Source organism: Mesorhizobium sp. M2A.F.Ca.ET.067.02.1.1, assembly GCF_004023285.1.
In the GTDB taxonomy this organism is placed as follows: domain Bacteria; phylum Pseudomonadota; class Alphaproteobacteria; order Rhizobiales; family Rhizobiaceae; genus Mesorhizobium.
This window is the reverse complement of sequence record NZ_RZSB01000591.1, coordinates 1-3,829: the sequence shown is the minus strand read 5'-3', so window position 1 is coordinate 3,829 and position 3,829 is coordinate 1. Positions and strand designations below refer to the sequence as shown.

General features: G+C 67.7%; 4 protein-coding genes. 1 reads left to right on the top strand and 3 read right to left on the bottom strand.

Annotated features, from left to right (window positions below):
• Positions 1-1,921, bottom strand: a 1,921-nt coding sequence (gene hrpB / locus EOA28_RS28155; protein ID WP_128315504.1) for an ATP-dependent helicase HrpB, incomplete at its 3' end; no start/stop codon positions are given.
• Positions 1,922-1,966: 45 nt separating this feature from the next.
• A complete protein-coding gene (locus tag EOA28_RS28150; RefSeq protein ID WP_128315503.1) occupies positions 1,967-2,857 on the bottom strand; it encodes a DMT family transporter in 891 nt (296 codons plus the stop codon).
• 21 nt (positions 2,858-2,878) lie between these two features.
• Here EOA28_RS28150 and EOA28_RS28145 point away from each other — a divergent pair, with 21 nt between their 5' ends.
• Positions 2,879-3,577: a PIG-L deacetylase family protein gene (locus EOA28_RS28145; RefSeq protein ID WP_128315502.1), complete on the top strand. Its 699-nt coding sequence runs from the start codon at positions 2,879-2,881 to the stop codon at positions 3,575-3,577.
• 40 nt (positions 3,578-3,617) lie between these two features.
• Here the strand turns inward: EOA28_RS28145 and EOA28_RS39625 are convergent.
• On the bottom strand, positions 3,618-3,829 hold a 212-nt coding region (locus EOA28_RS39625; RefSeq protein ID WP_210214963.1), incomplete at its 5' end, for a hypothetical protein.

The window sequence follows — 3,829 nt, the reverse complement described above, 5'->3', positions numbered from 1 at the left end:
CCTTGCCCCAATCGAGCAGCGACAGGCCGTGCTCTCTCAGCGCGTCGAGGATGGCGCGGTCGGCATCGGCGCCGGACGGCGCCGGCAGCATGCGTTCGGACAACGTGATGGCGCCGAGCCTGGCGGTCTCGCGCATGCGCACGGCGCGGCGCTCGCGGTCGAAGCTCGTCTCGCGCTTCGTTTCGAAGCGATCGGCAAGAGCGGCGCGGATATCGGCTTCGCCGACCGGCGCGGCCGCGGTGATGCGGGCGTTCTGCGCCTTGCCCTGCAAGTCGGCGACGACGAGCCAGGTTTCGTTGGCGAGCGGATCGGCGGCATCGACCATGGCGCCCGAACCGTTGGCGAGCACGAAGCGGCCGCGCTCGCCGCGCGCCCTCGCGACGCGATCCGGCCAGGCATGGATCAAAAGGGGGCCGGCAGAGGCCGCTTCGCCGCCCTGCCCGCCACCGGCCTGCCTGGCCAGACGCTCGGCGAGCTGTCTGGCGGCGTTGGCGCGCGGCGATTTCTCGCCGCGAAACCGGATCAGACGCCGCTCCAGATCGGCGCTGTCGCCGCCCAGCCCGCGCTCGGTCAAAAGCACGGCAAGCGTCGCCGCTTCGAGCGCATGGCCGGTCTTCGCGGCTTCGGCCACCATATGCGCCAGCCGCACCGGCAGCGCCAGCTTGCGCATGGCGGCGCCTGCTTCCGTCAGCCGCCCTGCCTCATCGCTGGCGTGCAGCGCCTTGAGCAGAACCCTTGCCTCGTTGAGCGCCGGCGCCGGCGGCGGATCGAGGAAGGACAGGCTCGACGGATCGGCGACACCGAAGGCGGCGCAGTCGAGCAGCAGGCCCGACAGATCGGCCTCGAGGATTTCCGGCGGCGTGAAGGCGGGAAGCGACGCGGTCTGCTCGGCCCGCCACAGGCGCACCGCCACGCCGGCATGCGTGCGCCCGGCGCGGCCGGCGCGCTGATCGGCCGAGGCCCTGCTGACACGCACCGTCTCCAGCCTGGTCAGGCCGCTTGCCGGCTCATAGCGCGGCAGGCGCGACAGGCCGGAATCGATGACGACGCGCACGCCATCTATGGTGATGGACGTCTCGGCGATCGAGGTCGCCAGCACCACCTTGCGGCGGCCGGCCGGCGCCGGCCTGATCGCCTGGTCTTGCGCCTTGTTGTCGAGCTGGCCGTAGAGCGGAACGATATCGGTGTCGGCCGCAACGTTGCCCTGAAGCCGCTCGGCGGTGCGCTCGATCTCGCGCTGTCCAGGCAGGAAGGCGAGCACGCTGCCCTGCTCGGTGGCCAATGCGGAGCGCACGGCCTTGGCCATGGCGTCCTCGACCGCCGTGCCTGCCGGCCGTTCGTCGTAGCGGATCTCGACCGGAAAGGCGCGGCCCTCGCTTTCGATCACCGGCGCTTCGGACAAAAGCTTCGCCACGCGCGCGCCGTCGAGCGTCGCCGACATGACCAGCAGGCGCAGGTCCGGCCGCAACGCGCCCTGCACGTCGAGCGCCAGCGCCAGGCCGAAATCGCCGTCCAGCGAGCGCTCGTGAAATTCGTCGAAGATCACCGCCGAGACGCCCGGCAGCTCCGGATCGTCGAGGATCATGCGCGAGAGCACGCCTTCGGTGACAACCAGGATCTTTGTCCGTGCCGAGGTCCGGTTCTCCATGCGCATGGCGTAGCCGACCGTGCCGCCCGGCTCCTCGCCGAGCAGTTCAGCCATGCGGCGGGCTGCGGCGCGGGCGGCGAGCCGCCGCGGTTCGAGCAGCACGATCCGGCCCTCCCCCAGCCACGGCGCGTCGAGCAGCGCCAGCGGCACCAGCGTCGTCTTGCCGGCGCCGGGCGGCGCCACCAGCACGGCGCTGTTCCGCTGCGAGAGCGCTTCGCCAAGTGCCGGCAGCACGGCTGTGACCGGAAGCTCCGGCAAGGGTTTCGTCATCATGTCGCCCGCATATCAGCGGTCGCGGTCGCCATGCAACGTATGCGCTCAGAGCCTGGTGCGCGAAAACGGGTTCCAGCGCACGGTGCCGAGCCGGACTTCTTCGCGCACCATCGTCAGCAGGCCGGATGCGCCGACCACCGCCAGGCCGCCCAGCGACAGCCAGTCGGGATATTCCTGGAAGAACAGCGCGCCGAGGATGACCGCCCAGACGATCTGCGAATAATGCGTCGGCGCGATGCGGTTTGCCGGCGCGTATTTGACCGCAAGCAATTGCAGCAGCTGCCCGCCGGCGGTGAAGAGGCCCGCCATCATCAGCCAGACCAGTTGCCCGAGATTGGGTAGCGCGAACGAGGTGGCGGCCGCGCCGACGCCGTTGAAGACAAGGCCGTAGCCGACCAGCGCGCCGAGGATCGTCGTGCGCTTTTCCTGCTGGGCGAGCGAGCGCATCAGGATGACGCTGATGGCGGCGAGGAAGGCGTTGGCGAAGGCGGCGAGATGGCCGAGATGCAATTCGCGAAAACCCGGCCGCACCACCAGCATCACGCCGGCAAAGCCGGCGACCACGGCGAGCCACCGCCAGGGACCGACCTTCTCCTTGAGGATGACTGTCGACAGGATGGTGACCAGCAACGGCGCAAGGAAGATCAGCGCGTAGACTTCCGCCAGCGGAATAGTGGTGAAGGCAAAGACGCTGAGCACGCCAGAGACGATGCCGGCCAGAGCGCGCGCTTGCACCGCCCAAGGCCTTTTGGTGCGCCAGAAATCGCGCCAGCGCTCGTCCCCGGGCTTGGTGAAGAACAGGAAGCAGCCGGCAAACAGGGTCGAGAAGAAGCCGATCTCGAAGACGGTGAACTGCCCGCCCAGGCTCTTGATGACGGCGTCGCTGAACGAATAGCTTGCATAGGCGATGAGAGCGAGCAGAATTCCGTTCGGCATGTCATTTCCGGGAGAGAAGACGTGAAGATACTGGCGCTGGGCGCCCATCCCGACGACATCGAGATATTCATGTTCGGTACGCTGGCCGCCTATGCCGCGCAAGGCGCAGAGCTCAATTTTGCGATAGCCACCGATGGTGCCAAGGGCGGTATGGGCGACCCGGCGGCGCTTGCACGCAGGCGGCGCAAGGAAGCGGCCAAGGCGGCAAGCCTGCTAGGCGTCGAGCCGCGCTTCCTCGACTTTCCCGACGGCGAACTCGTCGCCGATGCCGCGCTGATTGCGGCGCTGAAGGCGCTGATCGGCGAGGTGAAGCCCGACCTCGCGATCACCCATGCGCCCTATGACTATCATGGCGACCACCGCGCGCTGTCCGACGGCGTGCGCAGCGCGGGGTCCTTCGCGGTGCCGGTGCTGCATGCCGACACGCTCGGCGGCACCGGTTTTTCACCGACGCATTATGTCGAGATCTCGCAGCATTGGGAGATCAAGGCTGAAGCGATCCGCGCGCACCAGTCGCAAGGCCCGGAGCATTATGTGCACCGGGCGCGCCTCCAGAACGAGTTTCGCGCCGGCCAGTGCAACGGCGCCTCCGGCGCGCTGGCGGAAGCTTTCCGCTTCGAGCCTATTTTCCCCTTCGCTGACATACGCGCGCTGCTGCCGCCGGCGCCGGCGATCCGGCCGGTCATGGCAAGCCCCAGCCCTGCCACCGGGGCCAGCTGACTGCGGCCGAAACAGGTCCGGTGATCATTTCCCAACGATTTCAATGACGCGCTTTGGCATGCTGCGGCGCAGCAACGAATTCGCTTGCGTTGTTTAGTAAAAAGAGCATCACTAAACAAATTACTAAACATCGGCAGCGCATCGCGCTTCGTGTTTTAGGCCCTCGGAGGAGCGAGGGTTGAGGGGCTCTTGAAACCGTCATCCGGACGCGTTTCGCAAATGGGAGGTAAGGCATGAAATCGACCTTGAAAC